This window comes from Pseudomonas sp. P135, assembly GCF_020312125.1.
Classification (GTDB): Bacteria; Pseudomonadota; Gammaproteobacteria; order Pseudomonadales; family Pseudomonadaceae; genus Aquipseudomonas; species Aquipseudomonas fragariae.
The window spans coordinates 290731-307959 of record NZ_JAGPYR010000004.1 but is presented as its reverse complement, the minus strand read 5'-3'; the positions used below and the strand labels follow the sequence as shown (position 1 = coordinate 307959).

The 17229-nt window shown below is 59.9% G+C and carries 14 protein-coding genes; 7 read left to right on the top strand and 7 right to left on the bottom strand.

The features are described from left to right. The first annotated feature begins 60 nt into the window (after positions 1-60). The 5 genes from KBY08_RS08320 to KBY08_RS08300 all read left to right on the top strand — a co-directional run bounded on the left by KBY08_RS08320 (position 61) and on the right by KBY08_RS08300 (position 8106). Positions 61-1227 (top strand): efflux RND transporter periplasmic adaptor subunit, encoded by a 1167-nt coding sequence (locus KBY08_RS08320; RefSeq protein ID WP_225651102.1) that lies wholly within the window; start codon positions 61-63, stop codon positions 1225-1227. Beyond that, positions 1224-4328, top strand: coding sequence for a multidrug efflux RND transporter permease subunit (locus KBY08_RS08315; protein WP_096135351.1), 3105 nt, complete (start codon positions 1224-1226; stop codon positions 4326-4328). The genes KBY08_RS08320 and KBY08_RS08315 overlap by 4 nt, the downstream gene beginning before the upstream one ends. A 10-nt stretch (positions 4329-4338) precedes the next feature. Next, positions 4339-5016, top strand: a complete 678-nt coding sequence (locus KBY08_RS08310) for a heavy metal response regulator transcription factor (RefSeq protein ID WP_024651218.1) — start codon at positions 4339-4341, stop codon at positions 5014-5016. Next, on the top strand, positions 5006-6370 hold the full coding sequence (locus KBY08_RS08305) for a heavy metal sensor histidine kinase (protein ID WP_011266840.1): 1365 nt from the start codon (positions 5006-5008) through the stop codon (positions 6368-6370). Before KBY08_RS08310 ends, KBY08_RS08305 begins: the two co-directional genes overlap by 11 nt. A 206-nt stretch (positions 6371-6576) precedes the next feature. Then, positions 6577-8106: a sensor domain-containing diguanylate cyclase gene (locus KBY08_RS08300; RefSeq protein ID WP_004406640.1), complete on the top strand. Its 1530-nt coding sequence runs from the start codon at positions 6577-6579 to the stop codon at positions 8104-8106. A gap of 70 nt (positions 8107-8176) precedes the next feature. Here the strand turns inward: KBY08_RS08300 and KBY08_RS08295 are convergent, their stop codons facing one another. Then, a complete protein-coding gene (locus KBY08_RS08295; RefSeq protein ID WP_103713177.1) occupies positions 8177-8656 on the bottom strand; it encodes a PA2169 family four-helix-bundle protein in 480 nt (159 codons plus the stop codon). Between the two features lie 218 nt (positions 8657-8874). Between KBY08_RS08295 and KBY08_RS08290 the strand changes: the two genes are divergently transcribed. After that, on the top strand, positions 8875-9114 hold the full coding sequence (locus KBY08_RS08290; RefSeq protein WP_080433799.1) for a DUF3820 family protein: 240 nt from the start codon (positions 8875-8877) through the stop codon (positions 9112-9114). A 124-nt stretch (positions 9115-9238) separates the two neighbouring features. Here KBY08_RS08290 and KBY08_RS08285 read toward each other — a convergent pair whose 3' ends face one another. Genes KBY08_RS08285 through zwf form a run of 3 tightly spaced genes read right to left on the bottom strand, consistent with a single transcriptional unit; the run spans position 9239 to position 12119 of the window. Then, complete coding sequence (locus KBY08_RS08285) at positions 9239-9913, bottom strand: bifunctional 4-hydroxy-2-oxoglutarate aldolase/2-dehydro-3-deoxy-phosphogluconate aldolase (protein WP_003408967.1); 675 nt, start codon at positions 9911-9913, stop codon at positions 9239-9241. Between the two features lie 36 nt (positions 9914-9949). After that, positions 9950-10663, bottom strand: coding sequence for a 6-phosphogluconolactonase (gene pgl / locus KBY08_RS08280; RefSeq protein WP_111522055.1), 714 nt, complete (start codon positions 10661-10663; stop codon positions 9950-9952). After that, positions 10650-12119: a glucose-6-phosphate dehydrogenase gene (gene zwf, locus KBY08_RS08275; protein ID WP_003408964.1), complete on the bottom strand. Its 1470-nt coding sequence runs from the start codon at positions 12117-12119 to the stop codon at positions 10650-10652. Before zwf ends, pgl begins: the two co-directional genes overlap by 14 nt. Before the next feature lie 218 nt (positions 12120-12337). On the opposite strand from zwf, the gene KBY08_RS08270 reads away from it, so the two are divergent. Then, positions 12338-13204, top strand: coding sequence for a MurR/RpiR family transcriptional regulator (locus KBY08_RS08270; RefSeq protein WP_002552324.1), 867 nt, complete (start codon positions 12338-12340; stop codon positions 13202-13204). Positions 13205-13587: 383 nt separating this feature from the next. On the opposite strand, the gene KBY08_RS08265 is transcribed toward KBY08_RS08270, so the two are convergent. From KBY08_RS08265 to KBY08_RS08255, 3 genes are all read right to left on the bottom strand, one after another. After that, on the bottom strand, positions 13588-14463 hold the full coding sequence (locus KBY08_RS08265) for a D-hexose-6-phosphate mutarotase (protein ID WP_111522056.1): 876 nt from the start codon (positions 14461-14463) through the stop codon (positions 13588-13590). 109 nt (positions 14464-14572) lie between these two features. Continuing rightward, on the bottom strand, positions 14573-15934 hold the full coding sequence (locus tag KBY08_RS08260; protein WP_011266835.1) for a carbohydrate porin: 1362 nt from the start codon (positions 15932-15934) through the stop codon (positions 14573-14575). A 125-nt stretch (positions 15935-16059) separates the two neighbouring features. Next, positions 16060-17229, bottom strand: coding sequence for an ABC transporter ATP-binding protein (locus KBY08_RS08255; protein ID WP_011266834.1), 1170 nt, complete (start codon positions 17227-17229; stop codon positions 16060-16062).

The following is a 17229-nucleotide window of genomic DNA, read 5'->3' as shown; positions in this document are numbered from 1 at the left end:
AGGCTATAAGGAAGCTGTAAAAAACATCTCTCCCGTACCGACATTTGGCGTTTTCTTCATATGCGCAGAAAGACCCTGACCGTCACCGCCGTCGTCCTGGTGATCGCCTGTGCGGCGATTGCCGGCTGGAAACTGACACGCCCGGCCGCACTCCCCAAAAATGCCGCTGCCGCTGTGCCCGTCAAAGTGATCACGGTCAGCCTTGAAGACGTACCGCGTTTCGTCACAGGGATCGGATCGGTGCTGTCGCTGCAAAGCGTGGTGATCCGCCCCCAGGTGGATGGGGTGCTGACGCGTGTGTTGGTCAAGGAAGGTCAGCAGGTCAAGGCCGGGGACCTGCTGGCAACGCTGGATGACCGCTCTATCCGGGCCGCGCTGGAGCAGGCGCGTGCCCAGTTGGCGCAAAGCAAGGCGCAGCTGGACGTCGCGCAACTGGACCTCAAGCGCTATCGCCAGCTCACCCAGGACAATGGCATCTCGCGGCAGACATTCGACCAACAGCAGGCAATGGTCAGGCAACTCGAAGCCACGGCGAAAGGCAACGAAGCGAGCATCAACGCCTCACAGGTGCAGCTGTCCTACACCCAGATTCGCTCGCCGGTGACGGGACGGGTCGGTATTCGCAACGTCGATGAAGGCAACTTCCTGCGCGTCAGCGATGCTGCAGGGCTGTTTTCAGTGACCCAGATCGACCCGATTGCCGTGGAGTTTTCCCTGCCACAGCAAATGTTGCCGACCCTGCAGGGGCTGATTGCCGAGCGTAACGCTGCGACCGTCAAGGCGTATCAGGGCGACGGCGCGGCCAACGGCCTGCTGCTGGGTGAAGGCACGCTTTCATTGATCGACAATCAGGTGTCGGCAAGCACCGGTACGATCCGCGCCAAGGCGCAATTCAAAAACCCCGGCGAGCAACTCAGGCCGGGGCAACTGGTGACCGTGAAGATCCAGACCGGTATCGAACTCAACTCGCTGAAAGTGCCGCCACAAGTGGTGCAGCGCGGCGTTGACCTGCACTTCGTCTATCGGCTCACTGCCGATAACAAGGTAGAAGTCGTACCCGTCAAAGTGCTCTATCAGGACAGCGAACAGACACTGATCAGCGGGCCGCGTGCTGGCGATGTACTGGTCAGCGACGGCCAGTCGCGGCTACGCCCCGGGGCAACGGTCGAAGTGATCACCGCGCCTGCTGCGGATGTCGCGAGCGCGCAAGTGGAGCCCGCACGATGAACGGCCGGGGCTCGGTATCGGCGTGGTGCATCGACCACCCGGTGGCCACCTTGTTGCTGACCTTCGCACTGGTACTGCTGGGGGTCATTGCCTTTCCACGGCTGCCGATCGCGCCGTTGCCGGAAGCGGAATTCCCGACCATCCAGGTCACCGCGCAGCTCCCCGGCGCCAGCCCCGAAACCATGGCGTCTTCGGTTGCCACGCCACTGGAAGTGCAGTTCAGTGCGATACCGGGCATGACCCAGATGACCTCCAGCAGCGCACTGGGCTCCACCAACCTGACGCTGCAATTCACGCTCAACAAAAGCATCGACACTGCGGCCCAGGAAGTCCAGGCCGCCATCAATACCGCAGCCGGACGCCTGCCGGCCGACCTGCCCAGTCTGCCGACCTGGCGCAAGGTCAACCCGGCCGACAGCCCGGTGCTGATCCTCAGCGTGAGTTCCAGCCTGATCCCCGGCACAGAACTGAGCGACGTCACCGAAACCATTCTGGCGCGCCAGCTCAGCCAGATCGAAGGCGTGGGCCAGGTCTTCATCACCGGTCAGCAACGTCCGGCGATTCGTGTTCAGGCCGCTCCCGAGAAACTGGCTGCGCTAGGGCTGACCCTGGCCGATATTCGCCTGGCGGTGCAGCAGACCAGCCTGAACCTGGCCAAGGGCGCGCTGTACGGCAAGGACAGTATTTCGACCCTGTCTTCCAACGACCAGTTGTTCAAGCCGCAGGACTACGCGCAACTGATTGTTTCCTACAAGAACGGCGCACCCGTCCAGCTCAAGGATGTGGCACGGGTTGTCGCGGGCTCGGAAAACGCCTACGTCAAGGCCTGGTCCGGCGATCAGCAAGGCGTCAACATCGCCATCTTCCGCCAGCCGGGCGCCAACATTGTCGACACCGTGGACCGTATCCAGCGTGAACTGCCACGCCTGCAGGAAATGCTCCCGGCCAGCGTCGATGTCTCGGTACTCAACGACCGCACCCGTACCATCCGTGCCTCGCTGCATGAAGTGGAAATGACCCTGATGATAGCGGTGCTGCTGGTGGTCGCGGTCATGGCGCTGTTCCTGCGCCAACTGTCAGCCACCCTGATCGTCAGTGCGGTACTCGGGGTCTCGCTGATTGCCAGCTTTGCGATGATGTACCTGTTCGGCTTCAGCCTGAACAACCTGACACTGGTGGCCATCGTGGTCGCGGTCGGTTTCGTGGTGGACGACGCCATCGTGGTGGTCGAGAACATCCACCGTCATCTCGAAGCCGGTCAGGGCATGCGCGAGGCCGCGATAAAGGGCTCAGGGGAAATCGGCTTTACCGTAGTGTCGATCAGTTTCTCACTGGTGGCGGCGTTCATTCCGCTGTTGTTCATGGGCGGCGTGGTCGGGCGACTGTTCAAAGAGTTCGCTCTGACCGCAACCGCGACCATCCTTATTTCGGTGGTCGTCTCCCTGACCCTCGCGCCGACCCTGGCCGCCTTGTTCATGCGCGCGCCCACCCATCACCCGCATCAGAAACCGGGGTTCGGTGAACGCCTGCTCGCCTCCTACGAGCGTGGCTTGCGCAAGGCCCTGGCCCATCAGCGGCTGATGCTTGGCGTGTTCGGCCTGACCCTGGCGCTGGCAGTGGTCGGTTACATCCTCATCCCCAAAGGCTTCTTTCCGGTCCAGGACACCGCTTTTGCACTCGGGACCACCGAGGCAGCTGCCGACATCTCCTACCCGGACATGGTGGAAAAACACCTGGAACTGGCAAAGATCGTCGGCGCGGACCCTGCGGTGCTGGCGTTCTCGCATTCGGTCGGTGTTTCAGGCAGCAACCAGACCATCGCCAACGGCCGCTTCTGGATCTCGCTCAAGCCACGCGCCGAACGCGATGTGTCGGTCAGTGAGTTCATCGACCGCCTGCGCCCCAAACTGGCCAAGGTCCCGGGCATCGTTCTGTACCTGCGCGCCGGGCAGGACATCAACCTCAGCTCCGGCCCGAGCCGCAGTCAGTACCAGTACGTGCTCAAGAGCAACGACGGCGAACTGCTCAACACCTGGACGCAACGGCTGACTGAAAAGCTGCGCAGCAACCCGGCGTTTCGCGACATGTCCAACGACTTGCAACTGGGCGGCAGCGTCACGCACATCGACATCGACCGCAGCGCTGCCGCGCGATTCGGCCTGACCACGGCCGATGTCGACCAGGCACTGTACGACGCGTTCGGCCAGCGGCAGATCAGCGAGTATCAGACGGAAGTCAACCAGTACAAGGTGATCCTTGAACTGGACGCCCAGCAGCGCGGCAAGGCTGAAAGCCTGGCGTACTTCTACCTGCGCTCACCGCTGACCAGCGAAATGGTGCCGCTGTCGGCGCTGGCCAAAGTCAGTGCGCCGCGCATGGGACCGTTATCGATCAGCCATGACGGGATGTTTCCGGCGGCGAACCTGTCGTTCAACCTGGCACCCGGGGTCGCCTTGGGCGATGCCGTGCGCATGCTCGATCAGGCCAAGAACGAGATCGGCATGCCCGCCTCGATCATCGGCAGCTTCCAGGGTGCGGCACAGGCGTTCCAGAGCTCGCTGGCCAACCAGCCGTGGCTGATCCTAGCGGCGCTGGTGGCGGTGTATATCATTCTGGGGGTGCTCTATGAAAGCTTCGTGCACCCGCTGACCATCATCTCCACCCTGCCCTCGGCAGGTATCGGCGCATTGTTGCTGTTGTGGATGATGGGCCAGGACTTCTCGATCATGGCCCTGATCGGCGTGGTGTTGCTGATCGGTATCGTCAAAAAGAACGGTATTCTGCTGGTGGACTTTGCCCTGCAGGCCCAGCGCGAGCAGGGCCTCACGCCCCAGGAAGCCATTTATGAGGCCTGCATCACCCGCTTCCGACCGATTATCATGACCACCCTCGCCGCGCTGCTCGGCGCGCTGCCGCTGATGCTCGGTTTCGGCGTCGGTTCCGAATTGCGTCAGCCGCTGGGCATTGCCGTGGTCGGCGGCCTGCTGGTGAGCCAGATGCTCACGTTGTTCACCACGCCGGTCATTTATCTGCAACTGGAGCGGCTGTTTCATCGACGTCACCCGGCGCCCGACGCACCGGCGCTGGCCCTGCACAAGTGAGAGTCACCCGATGCGCGTGCTGATTATCGAAGACGAAGAGAAAACCGCCGACTACCTGCGTCGGGGCCTGACCGAACAGGGCTATGCCGTGGACGTGGCGCGCGACGGGATCGAAGGCCTGCACCTGGCGCTGGAGAATGACCATGCGATCGTCATTCTCGATGTGATGCTCCCGGGCCTGGATGGTTTTGGTGTGTTGCGTGCGTTGCGCGCGCGCAAACAGACACCCGTGATCATGCTGACCGCACGCGAGCAGATCGACGACCGCATTCGCGGCCTGCGCGAAGGCGCGGATGATTACCTGGGCAAACCGTTTTCCTTTCTGGAACTGGTCGCCCGTCTGCAGGCCCTGACCCGGCGCAGCGGTGGCCATGAACCGGTACAGATCACCATCGCCGACCTGTGGATAGACCTGATCAGTCGCAAGGCGACCCGTGCCGGCCTGCGCCTGGACCTGACCGCCAAGGAGTTTTCGCTGCTCAGCGTGCTGGCCCGACGTCAGGGCGACATTCTCTCCAAGACATCCATCGCCGAGATGGTCTGGGACATCAACTTCGACAGCGATACCAATGTGGTCGAAGTCGCGATCAAGCGCTTGCGGGCCAAGCTCGATGGCCCTCACGAGCACAAGCTGCTGCACACCATTCGCGGCATGGGCTACGTGCTGGAGAACCGCAGTGCGGGTTGATTCGATTGCTTTACGCCTGAGCGGGATGTTCGCGCTGGTGGCACTGGTGGTGTTCCTGCTGATCGGCTGGGCCTTGTACCTGCAGGTCGACAAGAGCCTCGACCTGCTGCCCCGCGCGGAAGTGGATGCGCGCTACAGCGTGCTGGAATCGGCGGTCAATCGTTTCGGCAACCCGGAGCACTGGGGCAAGATCAAGAACAAGCTCAGTTTGCTCAGCGAAGAGGACAAGCGCCTGCGCTTCTGGGTGGTGAGTGACAATCCGCTCTACGAGTTCGGCAATCCCGGTGCGGACATTCGTCGTTTTGCGCACGGGCCGCTGGGCATGCACGACCTGAGACTGGCAGATCATCCGTTTTCGTTCAAAGTGCTGGTCAGCGAGTTTCCCGCCAAGGAACAGCGTCCGGCACTGCGCTTTCTGACCGCCATCGACACCGAGACGTTCTGGCACACGCAACACTCGCTGCTGGTCGCCCTGATCAGCCTGGCCACGCTGGGCATTCTGCTCGCGTCGGCGCTGGGCTACTGGGTCGCGCGAATTGGCCTGCGACCGCTGACCAGCCTCTCGCAGGAAGTCCAGAAGCTCGCCCCGCCACGGCTGTCCGGACGCTTGCAGCTGTCGCCGCTGCCGCCGGAACTCGAGCAATTCGTCGCCTCATTCAACTCCACGCTTGAACGCGTCGAGCAAGCCTACTCGAGGCTGGAGTCGTTCAATGCCGATGTGGCACACGAGCTTCGTTCGCCGCTGACCAATCTGATCGGTCAGACCCAGGTAGCGCTGACCCGCGGCCGCTCTGCCGAACATTATTTCGAGGTGCTGCAGTCGAATCTCGAAGAGCTGGAGCGCCTGCGCTCGATCATCAACGACATGCTGTTTCTGGCCAGCGCCGATCAGGGCACCAGGGTCAAGGCACAGACCTGCACCTCACTGGCTGAAGAAGTCGCTACAACGCTGGATTACCTGGACTTCATTCTGGAAGACGCGCACGTGCAAGTCCGTGTCAACGGCGACGCCAGCGCGCCGATTGAAAAATCCCACTTGCGCCGAGCGCTGATCAACCTGTTGCATAACGCCGTCCAGCACACCGGCGCTGGCGAGGTCATTGAAGTCAACATCGAATCCCGCGATGCCCATGTCACTGTCAGCGTGACCAATCCGGGCGTACACATCGCTCAGGAACATTTACCCAGACTGTTCGAGCGCTTTTATCGGGTGGATGCCTCACGCAGCAACAGCGGCGCCAATCACGGCCTGGGGCTGGCCATCGTCAAGGCGATTGCCTTGATGCATGGCGGCACCGTGTTCGTGAACAGCGACAAGGGCGCCAATACTTTCGGCATCCAGCTGCCCCGCTGACACCTGAAAATACTGACTGCACTGACCGTTTTCACGGCCCTCAATGTGCGCCTGTTCGCAGCATTTTAAATACACTTGCTTTATTCACATTCCCTTCATATGAGGCTATAAGGAGCGTGTTATACACGCGTCATTAAGTTCCCCAAATAACTGATAATTTTATTAACCGATTATCAAGAATCATTCGTCTGCAGGTAGAACAACCGATGATGGTGTTTGCGTTTTCTCGGCAAGCCCGGCTCAGATGGACCCGTCCGGAGCTGATATTGATTTTCGGCAGCTCGGTTTCAATGCTCGCCATTCTGGCGATCGTGGCGTCTCTACTGGCCCGGGAGCGCGACGACGCAGCACAGACAGCAGCACGTGCAGCATCCAATATCGTGCGTTTGATTGATGCCGACGTCATGCGTAACGCAGAACTTTACGACTCTTCCCTGCAGGGTATGATCAGTGCGTGGCAGCGTCCGGACCTTCAGCAACTGTCGCCTGAACTGCGCCAACTTGTACTGTTTGATCGCGCCACTGCCGCCTCTTACAAGGGCGATCTGGTATTGCTCGATAACCGCGGCGAGATATTGGCTGATTCTTTATCTGTCATTCCTCGACAGGACAACTTTTCTGACCGCGCCTATTTCAAGGACCATGCAACCGACCGCTCTTTGACGCTACATGTCAGCGCGCCGTACAAGACGCGCTGGGGCTACAAGGACTGGTGCATCAGTTTCAGCCGCCGTATATCAGGCCCCAACGGTGAGTTCATGGGCATCGTGAGTGCGGCGATGCGCCTGGTGTATTTCAAGCACCTGTTCATGAGCCAGAACCTGGGCAGTGAAAGCAGCATCAACCTGATCAATACCTCGGGCATTCTGATCGTTCGCTACCCGGAAATGGAAGGCCAGGATCTGATCGGCAAGGATTACAGCCACAGCCCCAACTTTCAGCGCATCCTTCAGGAAGGCGATGGCAGCTTCGCCGCGATGTCGACGCAGTTGAACGCTCGTCGGCTGTATACCTTTTCCCGAGTCGGCAACCTGCCGCTGATCGTCGTCATCGGGCAGTCCGAGGATGAGGTGTATGCCGTCTGGCGGCGCAATGCCTGGCTGGTCGGCTCGGCCACCAGCGTTTTGTGTCTGGGCATTCTGTGGCTGACCTGGCTGCTGTGTCGCGAACTGCGAAGACGCCACCGTGCCGAAGATGCGCTGGCCAGCCTGGCCGCGACAGATGGTCTGACCGGGCTCGATAACCGCCGCCAGCTCGACGAGGCCATGGAGACCGAATGGGCCCGAGCGCAACGCTCTGGCAAGCCGCTGTCATTGCTGATGATCGACGTAGACCATTTCAAGGCATTCAATGAGCGTCACGGCCATCAGGGCGGGGACGAGGCGCTGCGTCTGATTGCGCAGACCATCTCATACTGCATCCGCCGTCCGGGCGACCGGGTGGCGCGCTATGGCGGCGAAGAGTTCGTGGTGGTGCTGCCGGAAACAGATTTGCCGGGCGCCATGCTGATCGCGGAAAAAATTCGCAAGGCCGCAGAGTCACTGCCGCTTTTCAGGAATGCCGAGCATCCCATCACCGTGAGCATCGGGGTCGCTTCGGAGGTCGTTCGCCAGGGCGACAAACTGGAGGCATTTTTCGGGGTAGCCGACAAGGCGCTGTATCAGGCCAAGGACAATGGACGTAACCGGGTCGAGTACCGCAGCTCGGTTGCCAGAAAGGTGACCGATCAGGTTTGACCGGCTGCCTTCGGGCATAAAAAAACGCCAGACTGGCTGGCGTTTTTTCGGTTACCGCTGAGGCATCGAATTACGATGCGGCATGGGCTGCACGTGCTGCGTCACGCAGTGCTTTTACCTTGTCGTGGTTGGCCAGAACGCCAGCCTGCTGCTTTTCAATCAGCGCGATAACGTTAGAGGAAACGTTATTGGCGCGGGCTTTTTCCAGCGCTTCGCGATAAGCCTTCTTGGCAACGTCTTCGCCTTTTTCAACTTCTTCCAGAACGGCCTTGTCGTCGTCCGAAGTAACCATCGACTTCAGGTTGACCCATGCGCGGTGCAGTGCGCCAGATACGCTGGAAGAATCTTCAGGCTTGCCACCCAGTGCGGTCACTTCAGCTTGCAGTTCACGAACGGCTGCAGCGACTTCAGTAGAACGGTTTGCAAGGAACGATTTTACCTGGGCGCTTTTTGCGTGTTCTGCGCTGGTACGGAAACCTTCTTCACCGTCTTTGCTGGTTTCGATCAGGTCATTCAGGATAGAGATCGTTTCTTTGTTGATATCAGTCATTTGATAATTTCCTAATGGCAGGTTGATACGAAAGTGTTCGATGTATAGGTAATTGCAGACACCGTGCCAGTTTTTTAAATGAAAATAATTCTTTAATATCAATGTGTTACGAAATTTTCACATTTACCCGTTCGTGACTTCTGCATGATCGGCGGTTTGGCCTGCATGCAGAATGCACGTATCGTACAAGCTGAGACAGAAACGCAGGCTTATCGCGAATGAACCCGGAAAAACTCAAGTTGCTGGTGACACGGGAAATGCCGTTCGGCAAATACAAGGGCCGGCTGATCGCTGATTTACCAGGGCATTACCTGAACTGGTTCGCCCGCGAAGGCTTTCCCAAAGGAGAGTTGGGGGGCTTGCTGGCGCTGATGCAGGAAATCGATCACAACGGCCTTGGCGCGCTATTGGACCCGTTGCGCACACGTCCGCGTCAGTCGTTCAAGGACAAGGGGTAAACGAAAAGACGGTCCGGAGAGAAAAAAACGGTGCTCCGGACCAGGGAGCACCGAAAAGCCATACAACCAACAACAACTTCCTTGTCGGAATCAGCCGCAAGGGCTGACGCCGAAATCCTGAAAATCAGTCAAACAGCGCCATGGCCTGCGCAGTCGCTTCCTGGATACGCCCCCAGTCGCCATTCTTGACCCAGGCGTTATCGATCATCCAGGTGCCGCCCACACACATGACGTTGGGCAGGGCCATGTAGCTCTTGAGGTTCTGCTCGTTGACGCCGCCAGTGGGGCAGAAACGCACCTCGTTGAACGGCCCGCCAAGGGCTTTGATCGCTGCCACACCGCCGCTGATCTCGGCCGGAAACAGCTTGAAACGGCGATAGCCCATGGCGTAGCCGATCATGATTTCCGAAGCACTGCTGATGCCCGGTAACAGCGGCAAAGGGCTGTCGACCGCGGCTTGCAGCAGGTCTTGCGTGCTGCCGGGGGTGACGATGAACTGCGAACCGGCCGCTTCAGCGTCAGCCAGCATCTTGCGGTCCAGGATGGTCCCCGCGCCCACACACAACTCGGGGCGCTGTTCACGCAGGATACGAATGGCGCTCAGGCCGAACGCCGAACGCAGGGTCACTTCCAGCGCAGTCATGCCGCCAGCGGCCAGTGCATCGGCCAGCGGCAGTACGTCCTGGTCACGGGCGATGGTGATCACCGGCAGAATCTTCGCCTTGGCGCAGAGTTCGTCGATCTGGGCAATCTTGTTCGCCATGCTGGTCAGCGGCTGATTATTTTCGTTCTGTGTCATGGCGACGGTTCCTTTGTTTGTGGGGCTTATCGGGGCTTATGGGCACCAGTAAATCTCGAGAGACGGGTTGAGAAAGGCACGCACCGGCATCTCGGCGAGGTCATCGCCTGCCAGCGCGGTGCGCAGGGTGTCGAGTTTGGCCTGACCGGACACCGACAGAATCGGTGAGCGCGCCGACGCCAGCAGGCGGCGGGTCAGGGTCAGGCGCTGGTGCGGCACGCTCGGTGCGAGCATGGGCAGGCAGCGGCGCTCGCCTTGCAGATCAAGGGCTTCGCTCAGATTCGGGCTGTTGGGGAATAGCGATGCGGTATGCCCGTCGTCGCCCATGCCCAGAATCAGTACATCGATGGGTGGCAGCTCGGCCAAGGCCTGATCGGCAGCCTGCGCGGCTTCCTCGACACTGCTCGCCACGCTGTACAGGCCGAGAAACCTGGCCTTCGCCACAGGCCCTTGCAGCAAGTGGCGCTGCAGCAGGCCGGCATTGCTGTCGGCATGTTCGGTCGGCACGAAGCGCTCGTCCGCCAGACTGATGACGACCTTCGACCACTCCAGCGGTTGTGTCGCCAGACGCTGGAAGAAGGCGACCGGGCTGCGTCCACCGGACACCACCAGCGTCGCCAGACCGTTCTCGCTGATCGCCTGCTTCAGACGCTCGGCGACCTTTTCGGCCAGTGCATCGGCCAGTTGCTGCGCCGTGTCGAAATCGTGTGCTACCAGCCCTGCTGGCAGCTTGAGGTCACATGTCGCCATACCAGGATCTCCCGTCGCGAGTAATCAGGGCAATGGAGCTCATCGGCCCCCAGGTTCCGGCCGGGTAAGGCTTGGGCGCATCGCCCGCCTTCTTCCAGCCAGCGATCAATTGATCGCACCATTGCCAGGCGTACTCGATCTCATCTTTGCGGACAAACAGGTTCTGATTGCCACGCATGACTTCCAGCAACAACCGCTCATAAGCGTCGGGGACACGAGCGCTGCGGTAGGTGTCGGAAAAATTCAGTTGCAAGGGACCGCTGCGCAGCTGCATGCCCTTGTCCAGGCCCTGATCCTTGGTCATCACCTGCAAGGAGATGCCTTCGTCAGGCTGCAGGCGGATGATCAGGCGGTTGCTGATCTGCAAACGCTGTTCAGGCGCGAAGATGTAGTGCGGCGGCTCTTTGAAATGGATCACGATCTGCGACAGCTTCTGCGGCATGCGTTTGCCGGTGCGCAGATAGAAAGGCGTACCCGACCAGCGCCAGTTGCGGATATCGGCGCGCAACGCGACGAAGGTTTCGGTATCGCTCTGGGTATTGGAGTTTTCCTCCTCCAGATAGCCAGGCACCGCCTTGCCTTCGCTGTAGCCGGAGGTGTACTGGCCACGCACCACCTGGGTCGCCAGACGCTCCGGGGTGAAGGGTGCGAGTGCCTTGAGCACCTTGACCTTCTCGTCACGGATACTGTCGGCCGACAGGTCGCTTGGCGGGTCCATGGCAATCAGGCAGAGCAGCTGCAGCAGGTGGTTCTGAATCATGTCACGCAGCTGGCCGGCCTGATCGAAGTAGCCCCAACGGCCTTCGATGCCGACCTTCTCGGCCACCGTGATCTCTACGTGCGAAATATGGTTCTGGTTCCACTGGGTTTCGAACAGGCTGTTGGCGAAGCGCAGAGCGATGAGGTTCTGTACCGTGTCCTTGCCCAGATAGTGGTCGATACGATAAACGCGGTTTTCCGGGAAAAACTGCGCGACGGCGTCATTGACACGGCGCGAAGAGGCCAGGTCGTGGCCGATGGGTTTTTCCAGTACGGCACGCGTGCGCTCGGCGAGATTGACCGACGCGAGGTTCTCGCAGATGGCGCCATAGACCGAGGCCGGTGTGGCGAAATAGGCGATCAGGGTTTCGGCATTGCCAACCCGCTCGGCAAGGGCGACGTAGTCCTCGGCCTTGAGGAAGTCGACATGCAGATAGCTGAGGCGCGCCAGAAAGCGGCCCAGGTTGTCCGGCTCCAGTTCCGTCTCGGGAATGAAGCGGCGCATGGATTTTTCGATGTACGCCAGATGCGACTCTTCGTCGCCTGGCTCACGCGCCAGGGCAAGAATTTTCGTGTCTTCATGCAGCAGTCCAGCGCGATCAAGCTGATAAAGAGCCGGGAACAGCTTGCGTACCGCCAGGTCCCCCAGGGCACCAAACAGGGCAAATGTGCACGGTTCAACCGTAATCAAGGGCATAATGTTGGTTCTTTTATCAAGTTAGGCTACAAATACCTTTTTTAAAGGCGTTACTCAAGGCCATATGTAGTAATAACCACAACATTCTGCCTGAAAGCATATTCCAGTGGTGATCAACACAGGCCCTCAGTACGATAGGCCACCTTTGCTACAGGCTAAAGGGCTAATAAAAGCCCAAGGCAAAACCGTTGGTAAATCAGCCCCGACAAGGACTTTGAATGGACCGCGTAAGAAACCTCCTGGAGCAAATCCAGGGCCGACTCGACGAGCTGAACAAGGCCGAACGCAAAGTGGCCGAGGTCATCCTGCTCAACCCGCAGATGGCCACGCGGCTGAGCATTGCAGCGCTTGCCCAGGCCGCCAAGGTCAGCGAGCCGACGGTCAATCGCTTCTGCCGTTCGTTCAGTGTCAGTGGCTATCCGGAATTGAAGCTGCAACTGGCCCAGAGCCTGGCCAGCGGCGCGGCCTATGTCAGCCGTGCGGTGGAAGCCGATGATAATCCGGAGGCCTATACCCAGAAGATTTTCGGCAGCGCCATCGCGTCACTGGACAGCGCGTGCCAGCAATTGGACCCGGCCTTGATCAGCAAGTCTGTGGACATGCTCATCCAGGCGCGGCAGATCCATTTTTTCGGGCTGGGTGCCTCCGCGCCGGTAGCCCTGGACGCGCAGCATAAATTCTTCCGCTTCAATCTGGCGGTGACGGCGCATGCCGATGTGCTGATGCAGCGGATGATTGCGTCGGTGGCTCATACCGGCGAGTTGTTCGTGATCATTTCGTATACGGGCCGTACCCGTGAGTTGGTGGAGGTGGCGCGTATCGCGCGGGCCAACGGCGCGTCGGTGCTGGGGCTGACGGCAGCCGGTTCGCCGCTGGCCCAGGCCAGTACGGTGAGTCTGAACATTCCTCTGCCGGAAGATACGGATATTTATATGCCGATGACGTCGCGGATCATTCAGTTGACTGTGCTCGATGTGCTGGCCACGGGTATGACGCTGCGCCGCGGCGTCGATTTCCAGCCGCATCTGCGCAAGATCAAGGAAAGTCTGAATGACAGCCGTTATCCGATCGAGGATCAGGGCTGACCGGGTGTCGTTGACTATCGTTCCCACGCTCCGCGTCGGCATGCAGTTCGTGATGCTCTGCGTCACACGGCGGTTTTTCTTTGTCAGGTGGATTGAGGTTCTGCTCAGGTCACCTTTGCGCCCTTACGGCGCCTTACTTTGAGGGACCAAAGTAAGCAAAGTCCTCGCTCCGTTTCCGGCCCGACTTCGTCGGGTTCCTTCGCCCTGGCACTGATCCGGGGGTCGCCGCAACGGGCCATCCATGGCGCGGTGCGGCTAGCCTGGCGTCCTGCCAGGCTACCCCCGGATCAGCGCCAGGACTCAGCCGTCACTTACGTCGCACTCTGCGTCGTCTGTGCCATCGGGGTTTGACTATCGTGCCGACGCTCTGCGTGATCTGCGACTCACCCCGCCAGGCTGGCTTGCAGTTTGAGCTGCACGTGTTCTCCGGGCCGCAGACTAAAGGTGTCGCCGGAGCCTGAGGCCGCTTCGACGCGGACAAAGCCTGTGGTTTCGCTGCCGCATACGCCGAGGAGCGGTCGGCTGCCGGGGTGCCAGACGACGGTGTTGGTGCTGTCGCCGGTGTCGATGTTGAGCCTGCGCTGCCAGATCGGGTCCTGGAGCTGTACGGCGCCGGCGTGTTCGAATACGCGTTGGCAGGCGCCCGCCACGCGCAGTTCGCCCTGTTGCTGACAGGCCTGGCGGCTGAGTTGGTCATAACCCTGTGCGCCGTCGAGCCCCTCCAGCGCGACCTCAGCCACATCACCGATCCGCCAATAAACATGCAGCGCATGGCTGAAGTGACACGGCTCGCTGTCCTCGTGACACGTGCTCAAACGCAGTTCCATGCTCTGCCCCAGCTCGGCATACAGATCGACCTGCCAGTCCCACAATTGCAAGCGCCAGTGCAGGCTCACGCCCTCCTCACTCTCACTGCTGTCGATCAGTTTCCAGTCCAGCAAACGTCCCCAGCCGTGCGCCGGCCAGCCGCTCTCGCCAGGATGTCGGCCATACCATGGCCAGCAGACCGGCACGCCTCCACGAATGGCGCCCACCTGGGGCCACTGCGCGGCACACCAGAGCCAGGGTTTCTGGCCCTGCGGCTGGAAGTGCAGCAATTGCGCACCCTGACGACTGAATACGGCCTGACATTGCGGGTGGTCGATGACCAGTACCCCGCGCAGCTGATGGCGCTCCCACTCGAAAGTAGGTCTGGCCCGTCGGGATCGGAAGAAGCGTTGCAAGGGATGTTCAGGCAGTTGCGCGTCGTGAGTGGTCATCGCCAATCGCGTCCCTGAAAAATAAAAGGATCAAGCCATAAAAAAACGGGCAGCCAGGCTGCCCGCAAAGCACACACGACCCTTGATCGCGTTACGCGTCAGTCAATACTCAGAACTTCGACTGGATCTTGATGCCCGCTACCAGCGCATCATCAACCTGATCTACGCCACCAGGATGCTTGATGTACTGCAGGTTGGGACGCACGGTCAGCCAGTTGGTGACATGGAAGCCGTAGTAGATTTCAGAGTTGTACTCAGTGCTCTGAACCGGCAGGAAGCCAGGGTTGTCGTAGTCGTTGATACCGCTGATCTGGTTGGCCAGACGCACGCGATCCTGAACATCGTCGTTGACGTGGATACGGGCAAAACCGATACCGATGTCATCTTTCGGACGCGAGTTGAACGGACCTTTGTACGTGAAACCGATCTGCTGGTAGTTGTCGACGAAGTTGGTCGCCTTGTCATGCACGGTGGCGTTGGCGAAGATGCTCAGGCCGCGCGAGGCGTCGCCGTCATGAGTGGTCAGTTGTTGCTGAGCCACGACCCACCAGCCATGCTTGCTGCTGTGCGACTTGAACGCTGCGCCAGTCAAGGCCTGCGGCTGACCGTTCACGTCTTCATAGACATCGTTGGCGTTCGGCGTGCTCTTGTAGTAACCGACACGGTACTCACCAGGCAACGAGTTGAAGGACGGAGTCCAGACCAGTTCGACCGGCAGAATCATGCCTTCGGTGCCACTGCCACTGAGCTTGAAGCCGTTGCCTGTTTCCAGGTTGGACGGGTTCTGCTCGTACACGCCGACCTGGGCATAGACTTCAGGCGTGATGTTGTACTTGATGCGCAACGCCCACTGGCTGATAGGCCAGTTGTACCAGGTATTAACGTAGTTACCGACCTGCGAGCCGCAGAACGACAGGTTCTGGAAGTCGCACGGGAAGCTGTTGAAGTCTTCGCCCGGACCAAAGCGACCGGCCTTGACGTCCAGCGCGCCGTCGAAGTACTTCTGCTTGATCCACATCTGCGTCAGGCGCCAGGTCTGACCACGGCCCCAGACTTCCTGGGAGGAGCTGAGTGTACCGGCGCGAGGATCGCCGATACGGTCATTGGAGATATTGCGACCGCTACGTTCGGTGATTGCCAGCTTGAACTCCGCGTCTTGCCAGCCAAGAACCTTCTGCAAATCGACTTTCATGCCCAGCGCGAACTGGTCGCTGTAACGACCGGTGGTGTCATCGTTGTAGCCGCCCTTCAGGTTGCTGGCCATCTCGGAAACGTATTCCAGCGAGAAGTCATAACCCTTGTCCAGCAACTCGGTGCGCTTGCCACCCCAGTCACCCGTCATCCAGGGTGAATCCGCGGCAAATGGCTCGGCGGCGTGAACGCTGCCTGCCAGACCCATTGCACCCAACGCCGACAGCTTGCATACCAACTGGAGCCGGGAAAGCGATTTACCTTTGTTGATCTTCTTCATCCCATCAATCCTCGTTTTATTGTTATTAGCTTTGGTAGACATGTTGCTTCATTCACTGCCTTGTGTTCGCTGGTCGGCCGTGCGTTTTGGCAGCCAACGGCCAGCCAGCGATGCTCGTTGCTGAATCAATTTATCACTTGCGGCTCGACCGGTGACACATTGTTTTCCCGTTCGGCCGCCTGCCGCGCTCCAAGCACGCCAAGACGCTCACCGCTCTGGGCATCGAAAATCAGCACCCTGGCAGGATCGAACTGCAGGGTAAGGCTCTCGCCCACCTGTGGTGCGACATCCGGGGCAAGGCGACAGCAGACCTTGCTCTGGTTGAGCGTGACGAACACCAGCGTATCCGGACCGGTCGGCTCGGTCACCTGGACCTCGGCACGAATGGTCGGCAGCCCGGTCGATTCAGCGCCGGCCAGCATAATCTGTTCAGGGCGAATACCGAGAATGATTTCTCGATCTTCAAGGCCTGCATCGGACACGCCCACCGGCAGTTCGCAACGTGCCTGGCCACTGTCGAGCGCAGCGATCAACTGGCCATCCTTGCGTTGCAGGCGCAGCGGGATGAAGTTCATCGGCGGCGAACCGATGAAGCTGGCGACGAACAGGTTGGCCGGATCGGTGTAAATCTGCTTGGGCGTGCCGAACTGCTGGACGATACCGTCCTTCATCACCGCCACCTTGTCACCCAGCGTCATGGCCTCGATCTGATCGTGGGTCACATACACAGTGGTGGTTTTGAGGCGTTGATGCATCAACTTCATTTCGGTACGCATCTCGACGCGCAACTTGGCATCGAGGTTCGAAAGAGGCTCATCGAACAGGTAGATCTTCGGTCGACGTGCCAGGGCACGGCCCATCGCGACACGCTGTTGCTGGCCACCGGACATCTGGCCCGGCTTGCGATTGAGCAGGTGCTCGATCTGCAACAGCTTGGCAACGCGCGCCACTTCAGCGTCGATGTCGGCTTGCGGCATCTTGCGGATCTTCAGCCCGAAGGCGATGTTTTCACGCACGCTCATGGTCGGATACAGGGCGTAGGACTGAAAGACCATGGCAATGTCGCGGTCCTTGGGGCTGGTGCCGCTGACGTCCTGGCCGTCGATCAGAATCTCGCCGCCACTGATGCTTTCCAGACCGGCAATGCAGTTCATCAGGGTGGATTTACCGCAGCCCGATGGACCGACCAGGATTAGGAACTCGCCATCCTTGATCGACAGGTCGATGTTCTTGAGTGTGTCCGGCAGGTTGCTGCCGTAGGTCTTGTTGACGTTGCGTAATTCGAGAGTCGCCAT